A 19,028-nucleotide genomic window follows, 5' to 3' on the forward strand; every position below is an offset into this window, starting at 1 on the left:
AGCCTTGACGGCAGCACACCGGATCAAGCCTACTTCACCCCGCTGCCGCTCCGCACGGCAGCCTAACCCCGGCAGAGGCTCCACTTATCGACGCGGATATTCTGTTCAGACAACCGGGGCCAGCTCAGAGCTTGATGAGCTGTCCTGCCTTTTCACGGCACTCAACCATTCGAGGAAAGAGATCGCCGAAGGGGCATCTAGTGTGAAGGATCTGGTCGCGTCCGCCACATCTCAGATCAAGTTCCGGCACTTTAAACTCGATTTTGTTCGAATCGTCGGCGCTGACGACTTCGAAGACCTGGAGCAAGTCGAGCTCCCTTTCATAATTTTTGGCGCGGCAACGGCTCATGGTCTCAGGATCTTCGATAATATCTACGTTCCAGATCAAGATACTCTCGTGAAGGGTCCTTCGGATATCTGGATCGATCTGCCTGAACAGTCCTAGCCAGGCGACTATTCATCCATGACCTTGAGAAAGCTATCCGTTCCGGCCGTATCCCAAAGCGAGGGTCACTTATGAAGGTGTACTCGGCTTGATGTTGCCTCCAGCGCATAGCCATCTCTAACCAGCACTGAGAGCTCTCACCGATCCTTTGAGTAGATCGACTTGGAAAGTCAATACGATCCTTACTGCCCGACATGGTAGGGCGAGGCTAGCTGCACTGTGAGGTAGCCTGGTCGAGCGTCCCGTCGCAGCCAAGTGCTGCGGCAGCTCGAAGGCGACGAATCCCACCACGCCGTAAACTCTCGAGAGCAGAATCTGCAGAGATATCATGACAAGGCGATCGGAAGATTATAGAGCTGAGAATCCGTGTGTCATCCCGCTGAGCAAGCTGGATGTAAGCGAGGGCAAGCGCTTTCAAGACGACAGCATGTGGGCTTGTTTTGAGCGGTTGCGAAAGGAAGATCCCGTTCACTACTGTCACGACAGCGCTCATGGTCCATATTGGTCCGTGACGAAATACCGGGATATCGTAGCCGTAGACACAAACCACAAAGCGTTCTCGTCCGAACAAGGTGTTACTATTGTCGACGTGCCTGGCGAGCACTGGACCCCGAGCTTCATCAAGATGGGGCCTCCCAAGCACGCCGAGCAGCGCAATTCCGTCGGCCCGATCGTCGGGCCGGAAAGCTTGACGAACCTCGAAAGCTTGATCCGGTCTCGGGTCAGGGCGATTCTCGCAGACTTGCCGCGCAATGAGGCCTTCAACTGGGTGGACATGGTGTCCATAGAGTTGACGACGCAAATGCTCGCCACGCTGTTCGATTTTCCATTTGAGGATCGGCGACTGCTGACCTATTGGTCAGACGTCGCTGTTACAGCTCCGAAAGCAGGCCATGCAATCGACAGCTGGGACAAACGAAGCACCATCTTGTCCGAGTGCCTGGAGTACTTCACCCGGCTTTGGAACGAGCGCATCAAAGCCGAGCCGCGCCTCGACCTGATTTCCCTGATGGCGCATTCGCCTGCCACACGCCAGATGGAGCCGAGTGAGTTTCTCGGAAATCTGATTCTGTTGATCGTTGGCGGGAATGACACCACGCGCAACTCGATTACCGGCGGCCTCCTCTTCATGAGTCAATATCCCTCCGAGCTGCGAAAGCTAAATGACAATCCCAAGCTCGTCTCGAGTGCCGTGTCCGAGATTATTCGGTACCAAACGCCAATCGCACATATGCGCCGTACCGCCGCGATCGACAGCATCGTAGGCGGAAAACAGATCAGGAAAGGCGACAAGGTCGTCATGTGGTACATCTCCGGTAACAGGGACGAAGAGATCATTGAGGACGCCGACAATTTCATGATCGACCGCAAAAATGTGAGGCAGCATCTCTCGTTCGGATTCGGCATCCATCGCTGTCTTGGTCGACATCTTGCGGAACTGCAGTTGAGAGTCCTCTGGGAAGAGATCTTGTCTGCGCAATTGGGGTTCGAGGTTGTCGGCGAACCCGAGCGGATTGCGTCTAACTTCGTGCACGGCTATTCCGCTCTTCCCGTGCAGATTGCAGCCTAGGCAAAAATTGTTCTGCTCACGCAGGCGGCGGAGCGGGCTTGCCCTGAACCATCTTTGGTTTCTGCAAGCAGCGCAGCTGGGGTGATCGACGGAAACAATGCTGCATGTCGGAAGCTAATTACCGGCCCGGCAAACGCTTGGAAAGACCTGCGAAGCGATAGGTGAGGCGCGCGTCTCCGCCAGCGCTTGGCATGCCGAAAATTGAACCTCAACGGCTACTCCGATACAGGTCTCCGGGCCACCCTCGAATCGCCGAAACCATAGAGAGCAATGACCTTGATGTTGAAAATTGTAGCTGTGGCAGCAATTTTCCTTGGAGAAGCTCTTTCGATATTCGCCGAGTTAATTGCCTCAAGGCAATTCGGAAAGGCTGGTGGCGATCTGGCGATGCTTTGGCCGATGTTTCTCCTGGTATGCTTGGGTGGCATCCTGCTCGTTCTCGGATACGCGCTGGGCTACATGCATCTGAAGAATATTTGGATCATTGTCGCGATATCGGTGGGAGCGATCCTGGTCGTGGAACCGATGCTCACGGTTCTGCTCTTCAGAGACGTGCCGACCGCCGGTTCGCTGATTGGGCTGGTTCTCGGTGCGTTTGGTGTGCTCGCTGCGATGTTTCTATGAAGGTGATCTCACCGGACCCGGATGGGCGCCGCACTTTTACGAAATGCAGCCTGAGGATCTGTGGGAGGTCATTTCAGCTGGTTGGGACGAGGAGAAATATCGATGCTGATCGTCCTTCAGCATCTCGTCATCGGTGTACGGCCGCTAGATTGTTAAGCTCTTATGTCGAAGTCCCCTTACCGTTAGTAGGACGCGCGTGGCGAGCGTAGGTTTGCCATATAAGCTGGCCATTTCTGCTTGACCATAATTCGCCGATTAGGCCCCGACTGTTCTCCCGGCTACCAACGTTTGGGGACGACTTGCCTCAGTCGGTGTGGACGGAGCTAACGGCAGAGGGGCGACGCTCGTAGCGGATCGCGTCGAGGCCAGGGCACCTCAGCCGCGGTTACGTCGCGGCTGCTTACACGGACGCAGTTACCCGCATCGCTCTCTTCAGCGACATTGGAGCTGCGATGGAAAGGAACTTCAGGTGACATTGGCCTTCTTGTGCATCCGAAAGAACGGTTTTTGGTCAGCTAGTCGTCAGTCAGGCGGTCTATCCAGACGGGCTGCACATTCATGACTTTCATCGGAGACGAAGTATGACAGGGATTGGCCGAGCTCGCACATCCGAGGTGGAAACCACAGGAGCCGGCAGCAGCGGGGACGTAAGCGGTTCGAGCCCGGAGCCTAGCCTCCTCCTTTCAGGACGCAGTCAGTCCTTCGATGCCGTCATCGAGCGGATGCGCTCTGGGACTCAGGACAGAACCTCGGTGCTTGGCAAGCCAACTTCGGATCTGGCAGCGCCAACGCGCATCGAGATCAAGGCAGCAAGGCAAAAAATGGACAGCCTGCTTGGGGAGCTTGAGGCTAGCCGTCGAGCGGCGACGCACGCCTAGAACCTGCCAGAGGCGCAAGAGCTGATCGATCAAGTCGTCACAGCAGGCTCAACAGTTCTGGAGTACTACGCGGATCTGCCGGCCAATGTGGCGCGTCGCATCCTGCCCGACGATCGGGCTCGTCGGCTCCGCGATGACACGCTGGAGGCGGCCGATCGATGTAACGAAGTGGCCACCCATATTATCTATGGGCTGGAGGAGAACAGAAAGAAAGCACTACGCGTGCTCCCGGGGATTAGAAACATTGGTACGCCTGCGCAGGTGAGCGACGCGTTTGCAAGCGTGGCGAACTACTATGCAGCCTGCATGGAATGGTGGGGAAAGAAGGTTTTGCGCTTGGAGCGGATGCAGTTTGTCTGGGCGGCTACTGCCAACTTGCCAAGTAGCACCCCCGAGATGCGCAAGGCCGAAGAGGCCGCACTAAGACTACAAACCGGCTGGGCTCTCAATATGAAGTGCATGTATCTGCAATCGCGGATCGCGCTCGCGGAGCTCTTGATTGAGGCGCGAGCGAGCGCGCTCGAGCCAGACGTGCGCGATGCTCTCATGGACGAGAGCGGGCGGGTGCGTCTGCTCGGGACCTTCGTTGAGGATGTTTTTCCGGCATTCGTCTCGACGAACCAAGCCGTTCTATACAGCGACGGAGCAGTGCTCGACGCGGGGCATCGCGCCGTTCTGGAAGGAGTCATGGAGCGGCTTTCGGAATTTGCGTCGGGGCTGAGCGGCATCGTTGCCAGTGAGGGGGACCGGAGCGGGAGTTGACCTTCCGCTGCAGTTGCTGGACGAGACTGTCGAAGGTGCGTGGGCGACAGCGAACGAGGTCATGCGGCTGCTGGCATTGCAGCCCACAACGCCGGTGACGATTGAACCGCCGGATTGGGCTGCGCTGCCTGAAAATGCCGGCGTCGTGGGCGAAGTCAATCCGCGTCGCAGAAAGGGCAAAGGAAGGCGCGCAGCGGCTGGAGGCGAGGGGAGCTCAACGGCCAGCTCATCCGAGCCGCAACTAGGCGGGCCCGATACCGCTACGGCTCCGACGCGCAAGGTTATCGTGCGCTCCGATCTCGGGACAAAGAGGATCGCCACCACCGAGGAAGCACGCACCTCTTCCGCAACCGAGCACCTCCAGATGTGGCAGGCGCCGCCGTCCAAGGAGGCACTGGCGGGATTACTTGAGCGATTGGACAAGCTGCTGCAGTTCGATCTGCCGTCTCAGCAAAAGAGCGTCTCGCAAACGCGCCAGATGAAGCCCGGCGCTCGGGCGAGAAGCTAGTCCGCTGAGCATTGCACACCGAAAACATGTACCCGACGCCGGCGGCGATCCGCTCGGATGTAACAGTGCTTTCACCTCTTTGCCCGCGGCAAGCTGGCGCGCAAGCCCTCGGCGGAGCTTCAACGGATCACGGACGGCTCGGTGGCACGGGAGCTGAGCATCACGGCCGCTTTGACGAATCGGATCGGCCGGTCCACAACAAAGTGGCCTGTTTGCTACTCTTGCATAAGGCTACGACGGCCCCTGCATCAAGCCTCCTTGGCCCCCAAAGATGCTGGGGCTGTCGTTCTTCCTCGAGCGTCTCAAGCCAAGTGGCGGCGTAGCTGCTTCGCCTCAACTGCAATGGCCGAGCGTGAAACTCGTCCTCCATGTCGTCGACGAGCCGCTCCTCAATTGCTGCGTGATCTTCGGGAGCACGTTCGCGGGTCAACCCGGCTCTCTCCTCGCGGCGCCATATGTGCGAGACCATGCAGGCCGACTGTCGCCTTGCTCGGACGATACTGTCAGATTCAACTTTAACTCGAGTGCTCCGCAGACATGCATCGACCACTCCGAGCTTCCAGCGTTCGATCAAGCAGATTGCAGGTTCCGCGCGGGCTAACATCGAAGCCCTACGGTGATGTCCGGACTTATCCATTCACTAGATAGATCTGATCAAGAAAATCAATTTTACCGCTTACAGCTTCCTCATATAGACCCGAGGAGGGTTGGGGCCAACCTAGGGAAGTGATTTCTCGGATGAAAAAGTCTGTGTTAGTGACAGCGAGCGCCTTCGCGCTTGCAACGGCGGCCGTGCCTCCTTTTGCTGCAACAGTTGTCGCGCAACCGGTCGCCGCCAGGGTGCATGTAGCCGATACTTCGTATCCTCAGTGCGCGGACGACCCGTTGGATGGTATCTGCGACCTGTTTTTTTGTTTGACCGATCCCTCGTGCGTGCGACACTGAGAACGGAAAACAACTCAAGCAGAGAATGAGGAGCGAGCCTCGTGCGGCCGCTTGCTCCAAGGTGGCCGCGTCCTCATGTCGTACGGTTGCAATGGCAGATGGTGCAGGCGCCATCTTATTCAAAGTGATTGCTCGCTTTCTGCCAGTCGGTGGCTACCGCGCAACCGCTGCATCGGCGAAGGTTGGGTAGACGGGAAAAGCCGGCTAAGAGCGCCACGCTGTGTTCCGCTGGGAGCCCCTGCGCGATCAAAACTGATCGAATCATAAGCATCTATTGCTTTTCCATGCCGCGCACATGGCCCTTCTTTTCGATGGTTCGCATTTCGGACGTCATGGTGTCCATTCTTCCCGCTATGCCAGGGTAGCCGTCGTGGCGTCAGGAAGGATCGTTTTTGGGTCTAAAATTGAGTGGCGCCGTCTCCGGCATCATGAGCATGGCAAAGAGCCCGGCTGCGCTCGCGAAAAGCATGTACCATGCGGGCACGAGTGCGCTCCCCGTAAGGTGGATCAGCCAGGTGACGATTGGTTGAGCTGTGCCTCCGAAAACCACTATCGCAAAAGCGTAGATCGTCGCGAAGGCGCCACCACGAATGTTCCTGGGCAACCCTTCGGCCATGCTCACGTAGAAGGCGCTATACGGAATCGTTCCGATCAGGGTGAGGGCGCCGAGGCCTCCTAGAAGTGCGAAGGCACTGCGGCTCTCCGCAATCCACAAGAATACCGGATAGGTCATCAGCAATGCAGTGACCTGCGGCCATATCATGATGAGACGACGGCCTGCGCGGTCGGCGAGCAGGCCGCCCAGCAGTGCTGCAGCAATTCCGACCGCATTGCTGATGAGCGTGGTACCAAAGGCGACGGGTGCGGAAACGTGGAGAGTGTTCATCGCGTAGGTGGTCATATATCCGGTAACATAAGTCGTGATCGTGCAGCTGGCCAAGATAACAAATCCCAAGCACATGATGCGGCGATCGGCACGCGATTGCCCTCCAGGCTCGGTGACCAGAACAGGCGCCTCGGGCCGGTGCAACGTTTCGGGCAGGACGCTCCGCAACCAAAGTCCAAACGGCAACGTAGCGGCACCGAGCAACAGCGCGATCCGCCATCCGTACGCATTGAGAGCTTCGCTTGTCATGGTGAGCGACAGTATTTCTCCAACCAACGCTCCGGCCGTCGCAGCTATCTGTTGGCTCGCGGGCTGAAAGGAGACAGCAAGACCGCGGGCCTCAGCGGGGGCCGCTTCCATCAAGTAGGCGGTCGTCGGACCCACTTCACCTCCGAGAGCAAAGCCTTGCAGCAAGCGTGCGAAGACGACCAGTGACGGAGCGGCAAGTCCTATTGTCTCATACGATGGCGTGATAGCTAACAATAGGACCGCGGCACTCATCATGGTAAAGCTGGCGGTCATCGCGGGCCGTCGGCCGGCCCGATCCGAATACGAGCCGAGCACGATGGCCCCGATCGGTCTGGTTACAAAACCAACGCCGAAGGTTGCGAGTGAAAGCATGAGGCTAGCGAACGAGTCGGTTGCCGGGAAGAACGCTTGGCCGATCTGTATCGCGAAAAAGCTGTAGGTCCCGAAGTCGTAGAATTCGAGAATATTGCCGATGGTTGCGCCCAACACGGCGCGGCTCGTCAAGCGTTCCTCTGCGGGATCGAGGACCGGCTCCAGCCTCTCTCGAGTAGATTGCCTCGACATCCTCGACCTAATCTGAAGCGCGATTCCGACCCAAAATTTTGGCCAGACAGGACGCACCGTTGCATTGCACTGCCCGCTCCCGTCCCTCACGGCCATTTCGTCATGCAACGTGGAGGCTGAAGCGTGTCACGACGAATCTCATCGTAACGTCTGCAATAAAAATGCCTGCGTCTCCGCCACCATTTAGCCCTTGATCTGATCGCTGGCCCGGCCGGCAAAGGCAAATATGCCAACCTGCTGCATCCGTGAGGTGGATGCAGACTTTTGCGCTGCTGTGGCGAGTGTGCGACAAAATTGACGAGCGTCGCACACGACTGACGACGACTCGAGCCATTCCGCCTCGGCCAGGTTACGTCCACTCCCTAAGGAGCCAATGGGCTAGGCCCTTCATCGTCTAGCATTACAGTTGCATTTTCATGGAGGTTCTGAATCCATGGGCGACCATGATTCGGGATCTGATGATTGGTGGTGCGTCGGTTGAGGATACGCTGACGCTGTGGGCTTCGTCGTTGCGAGATGCCAAGCAACGGATCCGTCGGCTGTTTACGCAGGAGCGGGTCGCGGCCTCGGCGGGGCAGTTTCTCGACGGACTGTTGGGCAACGAGCCGCGCAAGACGGGTTGGATGCGGGCGGAAGCGGCCGGCGATCCGGGCCCGTGGTGCCAGCAAGCGATCCTGGGCCGGGGGCAGTGGGACGCCGATGCGCTGCGCGACATTGTGCGTGAGTACGCGCTGGAAACGCTCGGCGATGAGGACGCGGTTCTGGTCATCGATGAGACCGGCTTTTTGAAACAGGGCAAGGCCTCGTGCGGGGTTGCACGCCAAGTACATCGGCTCGGCGGGCAAGATCACCAATTGACAGATCGGAGTGTTCGCCTCCTATGTGTCGCGACATGGCCATGCCTTCATCGACCGGGCGCTCTATCTGCCAAAGGAATGGATGGACGACCCCGCTCGCCTGAAGGCAGCGCATGTACCGAGCGATGTGGGCTTTGCGACGAAGCCCAAGATCGCGCGTCGAATGATCGCTCGCGCGATCGCCGCACAGGTGCCGTTCTCGTTCGTGGCCGCTGACAGCGTGTATGGCACGGGTGAGATCGAAACCCTGCTGCGCAAGGCGGGCAAAGGCTATGTTCTGGGTGTTGCTTCCAATCACGTGTTCCGTTCCTGGGGCAAGCAGCAGCCTGTCGCCGGCACCGCTTCCGCGATCGCGCAGAGCCTTCCCAAGAAGGCTTGGCGCCGCCTGCCGTCCGGCGAAGGGACCAAAGGCCCGCGCTGGCACGACTGGGCCTATCTTAAGCTGGCTGATCTTGACGCCAGCGAATACAACACGCCCTTGCCGGGGAATGGACGCGGGGTCTTCTGATCCGCCGCAATATTGCCGACGGCAGCTTGGCCTTCTTCTCCACATGGTGCCCCAAGGGCACCTCCATGCAGAAGCTGGTGTCGGTGGAAGGCCATCGCTGGGCCATCGAGGACAGCTTCGAAACCGCCAAGAACGAACTCGGCCTTGATCACAACGAAAGCCGCTACTGGCATGGCTGGCATCGCCATGTCTCACTCGTCATGCTGGCCTTCGCCATGATGGCCGTCATCCGTCACCGGGCCAACACCGGGCCATTGCTCAAAAAAACGCGACCGAAGCATCGTTCTTGATCCGCTGGTCGATCCAGGAAATCCGCCGCATCGCCATGAAGCTTGCCCAGCGGCGCATCTCGCACGCCCACATCCTCGCATGGTCGTCCTGGCGCAGGGCTCATCAGGCCAACGCGCGCAAAGCCCATCTCAGGCAAAAATTGCAACTGTAATGCTAGGGTCTGTACCTAATTAGCGAACTCTGATTCCCTCGGCCGAGTTGATTCGGTGCGAGGGACTTCGATGCGAAAAGGACTGTTCTGGCTCAACGACAAGTAGTGGGTTCGGATAAGACCGCATCTGCCAACGAACCAGACCGGGCCGACGCGCGATGACGATCGACGCATTATCAGCGGTATCATTCACATGCTTCAGTGCGGCGCACGCTGGCGCGATTGCCCGTCCGATTATGGTCCTTACACAACGATCTACAATCGTTTCAATCGCTGGGCCAAGCGCGGGCATTGGCAGGCGATCTTTGAAGCGCTCGCCCGCTGCGGCAAGGACGGCGTGACTTTGTCCATCGACTCCACCTCGATCAAGGCGCACCGCTCGGCGAGCGGCGGAAAAGGGGGGAGCATGGACAGGCGATCGGCCGTTCGCGTGGTGGGCGGACCACGAAAATCCACGCGCTGAGCGACCCTGATTGCAAACCTTGCGCGTTTCATCTCACTCCGGGTCAAGACGCAGATATTTCCGCAGCGTCAGCCCTTTTGAAACTCGCGCCGCCGATGTCTACCCTCATCGGAGACAAAGGCTACGACGGCGACGGCTTTCGCGCCGAAATCGTCAATCGCGGCGCAAAGCCGGTCATTCCAAACAAATCCAACAGGGTGACCCTCCACAGTTTCAGCAAGCGCGCCTATAAAGGGCGCAACGTTATCGAGCGCTGCTTCTGTCGGCTCAAGGATTTCAGGCGTGTCGCAACTCGGTATGACAAACTCGCCAGGAACTTTTTGGCTGCCATCCACCTCGCCGCCATCGTCGCCTATTGGATCAATTGAGTCTGAACCCTAGAGCTTCGTATTGTTCGCGCGTCACCGCAATGTCAACGATCGGGTTGTGAATCCAAAGTAGCGCGCCTTTAGGCAGACGAGTTGCAGAGAAACGTCCAATACCGCCAAACTGGTCTGGCTTCAAAATAGTTTCAACAATCAACATCGAAGAAATCTCCCAAAGTCACTAACACCGAGCAAGCTAACTGACGTGAGCGGCGAAATCTCCTGCACGAATTGGTAGGATCGTCTATCCGCGCCTTCCGAGTTCCTCGGGATTCGTTTCGGCTGCTTGGTCCGGATCGCCCTCCGCGGCACTGCCATCGTGGTGATGCTGGAAGGGGCTGCAGGTCGGTGGGATTCCGGGCAAAGATCCGCGCCGATCAAGCAGTCGAGTGATCGTGACCTGTGGACTCTCAGCGCGGCGGCACGCCGGACTTTCTCGCGACCCTGCAAGCCGCCGACAAGACCTTCATCAAGACCTTCAAGAGCAGGGTATTCCTCCGTTGAGGGCCGCCTTGTTTGACGGACGCGAACGCTGCAGGTCCTAGGGGTAATCCTAGGACAAGCGCTATGACGATTTCGCGGACAGAGGTGATCACATCGGTCGAGCGGCGGCGCCGGTGGTCGCAGGATGAGAAGGAGCGGCTTGTTGCAGCATCGCTCGAGCCCGGCGCATGGCTGGCCTTCATGTAAGCCAGCTGTTCAGGTGGCGCAAAGAGCTTTGCAAGCACGGTGAAGCGAGTATGGCGTCGTTCGTGCCGGTCGAGATTGGGCCGTCTGTGGCGCCCCGGGTGGTGGCCGAAGCGCCCTTGACGACGACGGCGGCGCGTCGACGGAAGAGCCTGGGCATCATCGAGATTGATCTTGGTAGCGGGCACCGCATCCGGGTCGATGGCGACGTTGATGGAGACGCGCTACGTCGCGTTCTCGATGCTTTGGTCCGCCGATGATCCCGGTTCCGACGGGCGCGCGCGTGTGGCTCGCGACAGGCTACACGGATATGCGACGAGGCTTTCCGTCGTTGGCCCTCCAGGTGCAGGAGGTGCTGCGCAAGGACCCGCTCAGCGGTCATCTGTTCGTCTTTCGCGGTCGCCGAAGCGATCTTTTGAAGCTGATCTGGCACGGTGTGCTGCAGAGCATGAAGGAGGTGAATAACCGAATTTAATGCGTACAGCTTTATGAGAGATGGAGGGTGGCCCTCCTGCATCGGCGTTTCAGGCGCAGATGCAAAACCACGACACTGTGGCTTCGCTTAAAAGGCGCGGTCATGAGCAAGTGCTGTAAAAGTTCCGGGTTTACGGGGCAGGTAAGTATCCAGAAGGCGAGCGAAAGCGAATCTTCCGATGACGCGTCGAAAATTACTAAGGCGTCGCCAAAATCAGGGGCGCGTGCCATCCCTGAGATCAATCCGTGAGGCGCCTGGATTACTGCGCGGTTGGTGACCGGCGTTTAGGGGACGCGATCTGGATACAGGCTCTTGTAGAGAACTGAAGGAACCAGTCGTTGTGATGCCAAGGGGAGAAGTTCAAGCGGCGCACACCGCGAGACGAGAGTACCGAAGCACAACACTGGGGCGGATCGGCTCGTAGTAGTGATGAAGGTGCTGTAATGGGACTGGAGCGAAGGGGCCGAAACAAGTGGGTTGCTCCCATATGCAACTGTGATGAGCAGGAGGACATGTGAGTGTAGACCTGACTCGGCTGATAAGCAGCTTAGCTGTCCGTAAGCTGACGCGGGCAAATAAAGGGAGAACTAAATTCGGTGAAACGACGGGGCGAGGCGCGCAGTCCGGCGCCGCGCTCGCCGGGGCGTCTTCATAAGTGTCGTCCGTGAAGAAGTCCAAGCCGTTGAGTGAGATTCGGTTCTTGGCCCCGCTGCGATACGAGATTGCAAGCTTTTCACGGCGGAAGGCCGGAAAGCCTGCAGATTAGCCAGCCGTGATTCCTTCGTAGCGGAGGCGCGCGATGCGACCGAAGAAGCCGGAAACGACGGGGGAAGGCGACCTGTTTCGCGCCAGGTTCGATCGGATCATCCACCTGAAGCACGAGCAAGGGTTTACTCGTTGCTTTCTTGAGGCGTTTCCGTGATCAGGATCTTTTCGATGCGGTGCGGCTTGGCATGGAACGCGACCAAACTCAGTGGCTCTGCTTCGCCACTCAGGGCGGATGAAGCCTGACCACGGGCCGATCTTGAGTAGTCGATTAATTGTAATTGCGAAGTTCGGTGTCATACATCCTCGTGCGCGTTAGACTCAGAGCAGGGGCCGAATGCGTCAATGCTTATTCGTTCCTGTGCCTTGCCAGAAAGAAAGTGGAGACATCGGCAGACATTATAACGACGAGCGGCCCCTGAGGGGTCGGCAGTCACCTCCGATTTTTTCTGCACTATCACCTCGCCGCAATCAGCCCGCAACGTGATGACGCTGTTCACAAACAGGAAGGGGCCGTGGCTGTTCGGCTCAACAAGGAGCCGCTAAGCGATGGCGCCCGCAAGTTCGTTGGGGCCGGCAGTGCTTATCCGCACCGCCCTGAGCCCCACTAAGCTCGCAAGAGTCGCTCAAGCAAGCTATGGTCCATCACCAAGTCCGCTACCTGAGCTATCTGGAGCGGCCCCTGACGTAGCGACTGTTCCGGGTGTCTACATCTGTGGATGGTGGATGAGCCGAACGTCGTTCGGTCCTCCCGGCCCCAAGAGGGCCGTGTAACGCTCGCCGCGAATGTCGTATTGCTTCATCGGCTGCGCTGCGTCCGGCAAGAGGCCCCAGTGGCCGAGCCTCGAGATCATCGTGATTGGGGCGGGTTGTGTGCCGTGCGAAAAGCCCTCAGGAACGGCGAATGATGCGGCGTAAATCTCGCGGGCCGCGGCCGGCGTCGTCTCAGCTCTGACGGACGCCGGAGCGGCTTGCTCCATCGTCTCTGCAAGCGGTGCTGGCGAGGACCGATTCGCCGGCTGTGCGCTCGGCTGCGAAACGCTTTCCGGTCGAGATCCGAAATGAATGGTTGCGCCTGATAGATTGAGTGGAGAGCCGCCCCTCATCGCCGCCGCGGGTACGAACAGCGCCGTGAAGCGGTCGTTATGAACTATGAACGGAGCGCGTGGGCTGTCCTGGCTCGGCGGGACGGTGCTACCCTCATGCGCAGCTGACGTGCGCTGGTCGTCCTGCCGCGAGTTGACGGAACGAACGGCCGCTCCTGAATCCAAGGGGTGGTCATGAGGGGCGGTTGCCTCGAGAGACGACGATGAGCCGGCGTTTCCCAGCATCGCCCACAGCAGATCCTGGTCGTAGTCTTCCGCAGGAAGGATCAACGGACCGCTGGCCCGAAACAGTGTGCCGGCGTCTTCAATCAGCTCGCGAGCGGCTGAATTGCTAGGGTCGGTGGGCTGGCGCTCAATGGCATCGCCTTCCGTCTGGCTTAGTGTCCTCTGCCTCTTCGTAGGCCTCAACTGGCCGGTGTAGCCCTCGCCCATCAGGGCAGCGGCGTCCTCGCGTCCGATGACTGCCTGTTCGGAATGAGAACCGTCGGCCCTCTGGTGCTCAAGTCCCAAGGCCTCGGCGAGCCTGAGGCCTTCTTCAGACAGATGAGGATAGTAGGGATCAGGAGAAACCGGATCCTCTGCGACGGTAGAGGTACCAAGCTGAGGCACTTCATCCAAGTACGGCTCAAACTCCGCTTGCTGCTGTTGCGCTTGCGGCACCGCGGCGTTGTAAGCAGAGAACTCTGGGTCGAATGGGTTGATGCGGTTAAATGGGTCCATGTCCCCCTCGGTTCAAATGTTTCGCTCTCTAGTTCTCGCTCTATTAGGACCAGCTGTCGACAAGCTGACGCACTCAGAGAATTCGGTGAGCCAAATGGGCCTGCCCGATCTCCACACTTTGCTCGAGAAACGCGGCAAGATGCCGGATTGCGCTTTATGTGGCACGCCTTGCCGCAATTCGCGGTATCCTGCTGGATCGAGGCCGGCCTGAACTAAAAGCAGTTCGAAACTTTGCCGGCCATAGCAGTCTTTAGGTCAAGGACCTCTGCGGCCATCTGTTCAAATCGGACGACCACAATACTCGCTGGACATGGTTGCGAGAAGTCCATTTGAGTGAAAGGCATAAGGGGTCTTCGGATCGCTCATCGATATGCCGCACTGGGCGGCGGCATTCACCGGGTGTCTGATCCGCGTGAGTACCTATATCAAACGGATCGATCGCAATGATCAAACACTCATGAACATGGTGAGCGGCTCGGCAACGGCGTCGTGTTCAGCAACTTGGCTTTCTTGCGTAGCGACGTTCGGACGGCGTATCACTTGCCGAACTGTGCCGCACGGCGCACGGCAGGAAATGCGAAGCTTCATCCCGCGCTGGATTATTCGCGCCTCGTCTCAAGATGGCGGCTCTTCATTCCGTCGACCTGGGTTCGCGGAGGCAGACATTAATCGGCAAGCGCCCAATTCTTGCTGTCGCAGGACAGAGCTCGCTCGTTCCGCATGTTGTCGAAAAGGACTGCGTTCTCGGCTGATTTATCGCCGGCGTCCGCGCGCATGAGGAACTCGCCGAAGGCTAGGTCTTCAAGGGCGGTACCTGTCTGAAAACATGCTTATAAAGCGGGTGTTCGCGGAGGTGGCGCCTGGGTCTATGACGAAAGCGGCATCGTGGTCCCGGTGGATCAGCAAGAATTCGAACTCTTCCAAAATCCGCGCGGCAAGCTCTCATGTCAAAGCAAGATCAGCTACAAGGGGCCCGTTTCACGCCCCGTCCACTTCCGCGAAATAAACTTGGTTCGACGGCTGACGAACGCATCCTCTTGCCGCCGGTGCCCGTCGATATCTTTCACCCTTATTCCGACATGCTTGAAGACGGCATCGAGGTCCTGGCCTACGACTACTTGAGGCGTTCGCGTAAACCTCAGCGCTTTGGCCGAGCGAACGCGCCCGCGCGATCTCTACGAGGTCCTGAATCTTTGTCTAACCGCCGGTCGAGCAGACAGAATGTTGTCTCGATCGAGCGACCTCCCCTTAAGGGCGCCATTAAATATCTCAGGCTGATCGCCTGCCTCTTCTATTGTGAGGCAGGGACTTATAGTGGCCGCCTCGCGACGTAACGGCAGGAATCGAATTAGAAGCTTTCACCCGTTCCGTCGGCGTAAGATAATCTGGACTTCGGCCCGCGCTTTCCGAACTGCAAGCGCGTCGAGATCAGATATATTCACTCGACCTCGTGGTATTCGGCCCGGTCGAAATCCGAGCCGAACAGCGCTGCTGCGGCGTCGTAGAGCGCGACCGTATTGACGGTTGACTGCATGGCTTACCAGGTGCGCAATGCCTCGATAGCCGATGCATCGGCTAGCAACTGACGGGATTTGGCAATCGAGCACCTCCAGCTTGGGCGCCTCACGCTTCGTGCCGCTCTCGATGTTCCGGTCGATTGTCATTTCTCTGCCTTCGCCGTCCTAGTTGGTCCGCCAGACTCTATGCGGTCGCTACCAGGCTGCCAGTCTGCGCCGTGTTGACGGATCATTTCGCGATGGGACCGTTTGACGAAGGCGCGCTCGGCGCAAAAGCCGGCGGTGACTGAAGCGGCTACCGCTAGGCCGCAGGCGACGTAGTCATCCAGCAAACTCCAAATTATGTTACTGCCGGCGACCACGACAAAAGTGAGTGCCATGACAGTATTTCGAAATGCTTTAACCATGCTTGTTCCCCCAGCCGATGGGCGAGGGATGCTAACATTGCAACCAGGACGTTCTGCGGCGTTTGAGGGGCATGATCGGTCGTATTTCTGCTAGATCAGCTTGTAGTTGCGCGCGATCTCGCGCGCGACTAGACGGCACTCAGCGGTGCGCCAGTTCGCGAGAGGAGGTCCTTCCCCGGCTTTAACTGCACGATGGTCCCATGTAGCCGCAGGCCAGACGAACGACTTGGAAAGAACTGGTGGCCGACACGGGATGTGATCACCGGCACCAGGGCTATATCGCGCCGAAGCAGCATCTGCAGCTCAGAGCAATTTACTGCAATTGCTGTTGGCGCAGTGGCCTCCGGCTGCGACGTTGGGCGTGGCTTGGTAAGACTCGTGGAAGGACCGGTTGCTCCGACGACATGTTAGGAGAGCCGAATGGTATGAGAGAAGCTTCGTCAATGACAAAGCCTCCGGACGGGGCTGAATTGGACAAAACTACAGGCTAATCTGCTGAAATCCTGCAATGTGAGGCTGCTGACCAAACGATCATAGCGCGCGAATCGCGCTAATATCGTGAGAGCGATGATGTTTTCGCGCGACGTGTAGCGATGATATCGAGGCGCGAACGCAGCGCGGGCGTCCAAAGTTCCGATGAGTTATCAAGGCCGGTGATGATGCGCGAGCAACGAATCCCATTCCGAATTTTATATGACGGCGAGTGCTTCATCTGCTCTCGAACTGTGACTGGCATCAGAAAGTTGCGTCAGACCGTTGCTGTCCCTGGGTTTGGCGTCGAGGTGGACTTGGCCGTTTATAGTGAAAACAACGCTCATCCAATCTCGAGCATGGAGAACGCGGCCATCCTTATCGCTATCCAGATGGTCTCGCGCGCCAGCCATGCTCGTGTTGCGCGGCGCCGCGCCGCCCCAGGCGCGTAGTTGTCTTTTGCTATGCTACCGTGGCCGCCAATGGTCAAAGGATGCGGCTTTTCCAATCTGCGCGAAGTTGGGCTTGGGAGTTTTGAGAGCTACCTAGGCCCAGCCATATTCGTGTGCATTTCTTTTCCGGAACGCCCTTCGAGCGCATCGCACCGTGCGATCATGGCCTTGATTTCCTGGGCGGTAAACGGTGTCATGTTCGCGCGTGCGGCATGGTCATTGAGCTGCTTGGCAGCACGCAAGGATGCGAACGGAAAACTGGCTAGATAGCGGTGAGAAACCTCTTGATCCTGTGTCTGTTGCCATAACATCGCTGGTGAAGCGCCGCGCCTTGTCCCATCGGAACGCCGCATGCAGCGTAGCATGAATGTGCAGGGCGTGAGCGCGTCCCGTTAGAAATTCGAAGAAGGTTCTGTCGCTGATTGGGCAGAAAACCTCACCGTCCTGCACCAGCTGTTGCTTCGAGGAAAGCAGATCAGACACTTCCCCACGCTGCGGGCGCAGCGCTTATCGCACCGCCGTTCGGCCAGTCGAGAGACCAGATCGTCGGTGCGATGGGAGATTGCGAAAGGTTGCGACAATGTGTCGTTATTCTGCAGCGAGTTGTCGTCTCTATTGAGGCAGCCACTCAAGACGCGCCTGTGACGAGCGGCGGGATCAATAGAGCATTTGAACCAGCTACTGATGCAAAAGCGCGAGCAGTTGGCCAGGATCGCCCCTTCGGAGCTGGCTTCGCGGGGCCTGAACATGCGCCTGCATTGATCATCTCCACTATGGCGTCCTGTGATGCTGCTTTCTTGACTTACCCAATGTTACCCAACTTCGATCTGAAGGGGTGCATATGGGCGGAAAATGGCGGTTAGCGTTCCCAACACTCGCGGCCCTGGAAGAGGAGGGGCATGTGAATTGCGGGCCAATGAGCCCAGAGGAGGGACTAATGCCAAGGACGCCAGCCGCTTTGCGCGGCCATTCGGCTCATTATGTCAAAACCGCTCTGATTTGCTCAACGCTCTTGGCCGGTGCGGCCGCATCTTTCGTCCAGGCCAAAGCGGAGGATATCAACTGGCGCCAGTTCGAGGGCTCTTCGATCGTGTGGGCTTACGACATCCATCCATATGCTGACGCCGTTGCAGCACAGCTGCCTGAGTTCGAGAAGTTGACAGGCATCAAAGTGACGCCCGAGCTTTATCCGGACGACGCCTACTGGAATAAGCTGACAATCCAGCTGAGCACGAAGTCGGCCTCGTGGGACGTCGTCGGCACGGGGATTCAGCCGGCTTGGGATCTCGCGCCCGGTCAACTACTCGAGCCGCTCGACCGCTATCTGAACAACCCAAAGCTCACCTCGGCAAGCTATGACTACGAGGACTTCTTCCCCGCATTGCGTGACGCGCTGACGTGGCAAGTCGATGGCGGGCAAATCGAAGCGGGCCGGGGTCAGGTGTGGGCTATCCCGCACGGGTTCGAAAACATCCAATTATTCTACCGTAAGGACATTCTGGACAAGCACGGTATCAAGGTTCCGACAACCCCGCCGGAAATGTCCGCGGCTTGCGAGAAGCTGAAATCTGCGGATCCGGCGATCACACCCCTGGGCGTGCGGGGAGTCCGCTTTTGAAGCAGCATCCACACGGCCGCCATCTCGATTGCCAAGTCTTACGGTGTGCACGACTTCGTGGTTAAGGACGGCAAATTAGAAACTGGTCTCGATTCGCCCGAGTCGGTCGCCTTCCACAAGGATTATGTGGAGATGATCAAGAAGTGCGCGGCTCCATCCTTTGCCAACGACAACTGGTATCAGGTGGTCGATGGCATCAATTCGGGTCGGACAGCGATGGCGATCGATTCCAACATGTTCGGGTTCTGGAACAATGTCGCCGGCAAGCCCGCTTCGGGCAAGATTGCATTCGCTCCCCCTCTGCGCGCTCCAAACGGCAAGAATTTTGAATCGAACATCTGGATCTGGTCCCTCGCCATGAATGCGGCCTCTCAGAAAAAGGGAGCAGCCTGGCTGTTCATCCAGTGGGCGACGTCAAAGCAGGTCGAGCTCAACGGTGCCGTCGCCGGGAAGCTCGTCAACTCTCCGCGCGCCTCCACCTGGAGCGACAAGGTTTGGCTCGACTACGCGGCTAAACCGGAATTCACAAACTTCGTGGATACCTTCAAAATCGTGCAGGACAGGGCTGCATTGGCCTTTACGCCGCGCGCAGGATTTGCCGAGGCAATGAACGCCTGGGCAGTCGCCATGCAGAAAATGGTCAACGGCGCGGACGTGAAGGCGACGTTGACCGACCTCGCCTCCGAGATCCGCTCCTCCATGTAAGGCGGTCGGAGGGCGGCATAAGGGTTTGCCGCCCCACCG

At 58.3% G+C, this 19,028-nt stretch carries 11 protein-coding genes and 3 pseudogenes; 11 read left to right on the forward strand and 3 right to left on the reverse strand.

What is annotated here, in order from left to right:
- The 5 genes and pseudogenes from AC066S_RS30475 to AC066S_RS30495 all read left to right on the forward strand — a co-directional run.
- Positions 1 to 445, forward strand: a pseudogene (locus tag AC066S_RS30475) (hypothetical protein); the annotation flags it as partial.
- 328 nt (positions 446 to 773) lie between these two features.
- Positions 774 to 2,015: a cytochrome P450 gene (locus AC066S_RS30480; RefSeq protein WP_126262007.1), complete on the forward strand. Its 1,242-nt coding sequence runs from the start codon at positions 774 to 776 to the stop codon at positions 2,013 to 2,015.
- 270 nt (positions 2,016 to 2,285) lie between these two features.
- Positions 2,286 to 2,639 carry a hypothetical protein gene (locus AC066S_RS30485; RefSeq protein ID WP_126262006.1) on the forward strand — a complete coding sequence of 118 codons (354 nt, stop codon included), beginning with the start codon at positions 2,286 to 2,288 and terminating at the stop codon, positions 2,637 to 2,639.
- A gap of 965 nt (positions 2,640 to 3,604) precedes the next feature.
- Positions 3,605 to 4,279: a hypothetical protein gene (locus tag AC066S_RS30490; protein WP_205680566.1), complete on the forward strand. Its 675-nt coding sequence runs from the start codon at positions 3,605 to 3,607 to the stop codon at positions 4,277 to 4,279.
- A gap of 61 nt (positions 4,280 to 4,340) precedes the next feature.
- Positions 4,341 to 4,787 carry a hypothetical protein gene (locus tag AC066S_RS30495; RefSeq protein WP_205680565.1) on the forward strand — a complete coding sequence of 149 codons (447 nt, stop codon included), beginning with the start codon at positions 4,341 to 4,343 and terminating at the stop codon, positions 4,785 to 4,787.
- Positions 4,788 to 6,108: 1,321 nt separating this feature from the next.
- Here the strand turns inward: AC066S_RS30495 and AC066S_RS30500 are convergent.
- Positions 6,109 to 7,431, reverse strand: coding sequence for an MFS transporter (locus AC066S_RS30500; protein WP_164719133.1), 1,323 nt, complete (start codon positions 7,429 to 7,431; stop codon positions 6,109 to 6,111).
- A 443-nt stretch (positions 7,432 to 7,874) separates the two neighbouring features.
- Here AC066S_RS30500 and AC066S_RS30505 point away from each other — a divergent pair.
- Together AC066S_RS30505 and AC066S_RS30510 are read left to right on the forward strand one after the other, a co-directional pair.
- Positions 7,875 to 9,086 (forward strand): annotated as a pseudogene (locus tag AC066S_RS30505) (IS701 family transposase).
- Between the two features lie 267 nt (positions 9,087 to 9,353).
- A protein-coding gene (locus AC066S_RS30510; RefSeq protein WP_235884843.1) for an IS5 family transposase occupies positions 9,354 to 10,069 on the forward strand; the annotation gives its coding sequence in 2 pieces (ribosomal slippage) (positions 9,354 to 9,635 and positions 9,638 to 10,069; 714 coding nt in all).
- On the opposite strand, the gene AC066S_RS30515 is transcribed toward AC066S_RS30510, so the two are convergent.
- The gene (locus AC066S_RS30515; RefSeq protein WP_235884838.1) at positions 10,062 to 10,226 is read right to left on the reverse strand and encodes a hypothetical protein; all 165 of its coding nucleotides are present in this window, start codon (positions 10,224 to 10,226) and stop codon (positions 10,062 to 10,064) included. The genes AC066S_RS30510 and AC066S_RS30515 overlap by 8 nt on opposite strands.
- Positions 10,227 to 10,633: 407 nt before the next feature.
- Here AC066S_RS30515 and AC066S_RS30520 point away from each other — a divergent pair, with 407 nt between their 5' ends.
- The 3 genes from AC066S_RS30520 to tnpB are packed head-to-tail and all read left to right on the forward strand — an operon-like array spanning position 10,634 to position 11,228.
- Positions 10,634 to 10,756 carry a transposase gene (locus AC066S_RS30520; protein WP_164719131.1) on the forward strand — a complete coding sequence of 41 codons (123 nt, stop codon included), beginning with the start codon at positions 10,634 to 10,636 and terminating at the stop codon, positions 10,754 to 10,756.
- A 50-nt stretch (positions 10,757 to 10,806) separates the two neighbouring features.
- Complete coding sequence (locus AC066S_RS30525) at positions 10,807 to 11,013, forward strand: hypothetical protein (RefSeq protein WP_126262003.1); 207 nt, start codon at positions 10,807 to 10,809, stop codon at positions 11,011 to 11,013.
- The gene (tnpB, locus tag AC066S_RS30530; RefSeq protein WP_126262002.1) at positions 11,010 to 11,228 is read left to right on the forward strand and encodes an IS66 family insertion sequence element accessory protein TnpB; all 219 of its coding nucleotides are present in this window, start codon (positions 11,010 to 11,012) and stop codon (positions 11,226 to 11,228) included. The genes AC066S_RS30525 and tnpB overlap by 4 nt, the downstream gene beginning before the upstream one ends.
- 1,472 nt (positions 11,229 to 12,700) lie before the next feature.
- Here the strand turns inward: tnpB and AC066S_RS30535 are convergent.
- Positions 12,701 to 13,819 carry a hypothetical protein gene (locus tag AC066S_RS30535; protein WP_126262001.1) on the reverse strand — a complete coding sequence of 373 codons (1,119 nt, stop codon included), beginning with the start codon at positions 13,817 to 13,819 and terminating at the stop codon, positions 12,701 to 12,703.
- Between the two features lie 3,784 nt (positions 13,820 to 17,603).
- On the opposite strand from AC066S_RS30535, the pseudogene AC066S_RS30540 reads away from it, so the two are divergent.
- Positions 17,604 to 18,989: pseudogene (locus AC066S_RS30540) on the forward strand (ABC transporter substrate-binding protein).
- Positions 18,990 to 19,028: the final 39 nt, after the last annotated feature.

This window comes from Bradyrhizobium sp. CFUWI, from assembly GCF_056429085.1.

Coding starts and splice junctions, on each gene's coding strand:
- AC066S_RS30480 (WP_126262007.1), top strand. CDS start 774: ATGACAAGGCGATCGGAAGATTATAGAGCTGAGAATCCGTGTGTCATC.
- AC066S_RS30485 (WP_126262006.1), top strand. CDS start 2,286: ATGACCTTGATGTTGAAAATTGTAGCTGTGGCAGCAATTTTCCTTGGA.
- AC066S_RS30495 (WP_205680565.1), top strand. CDS start 4,341: ATGCGGCTGCTGGCATTGCAGCCCACAACGCCGGTGACGATTGAACCG.
- AC066S_RS30500 (WP_164719133.1), bottom strand. CDS start 7,431: ATGTCGAGGCAATCTACTCGAGAGAGGCTGGAGCCGGTCCTCGATCCC.
- AC066S_RS30515 (WP_235884838.1), bottom strand. CDS start 10,226: ATGTTGATTGTTGAAACTATTTTGAAGCCAGACCAGTTTGGCGGTATT.
- AC066S_RS30520 (WP_164719131.1), top strand. CDS start 10,634: ATGACGATTTCGCGGACAGAGGTGATCACATCGGTCGAGCGGCGGCGC.
- AC066S_RS30525 (WP_126262003.1), top strand. CDS start 10,807: ATGGCGTCGTTCGTGCCGGTCGAGATTGGGCCGTCTGTGGCGCCCCGG.
- tnpB (WP_126262002.1), top strand. CDS start 11,010: ATGATCCCGGTTCCGACGGGCGCGCGCGTGTGGCTCGCGACAGGCTAC.
- AC066S_RS30535 (WP_126262001.1), bottom strand. CDS start 13,819: ATGGACCCATTTAACCGCATCAACCCATTCGACCCAGAGTTCTCTGCT.